Here is a 233-nt window from a genome sequence, read left to right as displayed (position 1 = left end):
GAGCACGACCTTGCCAAGGTCGGGGTCGCGAGTTCGAGTCTCGTTTCCCGCTCCAAAATTTGAAAGTGCTTGTTTAGCACAGACACACCTAATCGCAGGATTTCGAATTGCGACAAGGCGGCCAACGCCGTAGCGGTTCGAAAGACAAAGATTATGCGGGAATAGCTCAGTTGGTAGAGCACGACCTTGCCAAGGTCGGGGTCGCGAGTTCGAGTCTCGTTTCCCGCTCCAAA

General features: G+C 54.1%; 1 tRNA gene. It reads left to right on the top strand.

What is annotated here, in order from left to right:
* The first annotated feature begins 155 nt into the window (after nt 1-155).
* Nucleotides 156-231, top strand: a tRNA-Gly gene (locus tag OGY35_RS01040).
* The last annotated feature ends 2 nt before the right edge of the window (nt 232-233 follow it).

This window comes from Citrobacter sp. Ct235, from assembly GCF_030332305.1.
Taxonomy (GTDB): domain Bacteria; phylum Pseudomonadota; class Gammaproteobacteria; order Enterobacterales; family Enterobacteriaceae; genus Citrobacter_A; species Citrobacter_A telavivensis.
The sequence above is the reverse complement of the archived record's forward strand: the minus strand, read 5'-3'. Positions and strand labels throughout refer to the sequence as shown.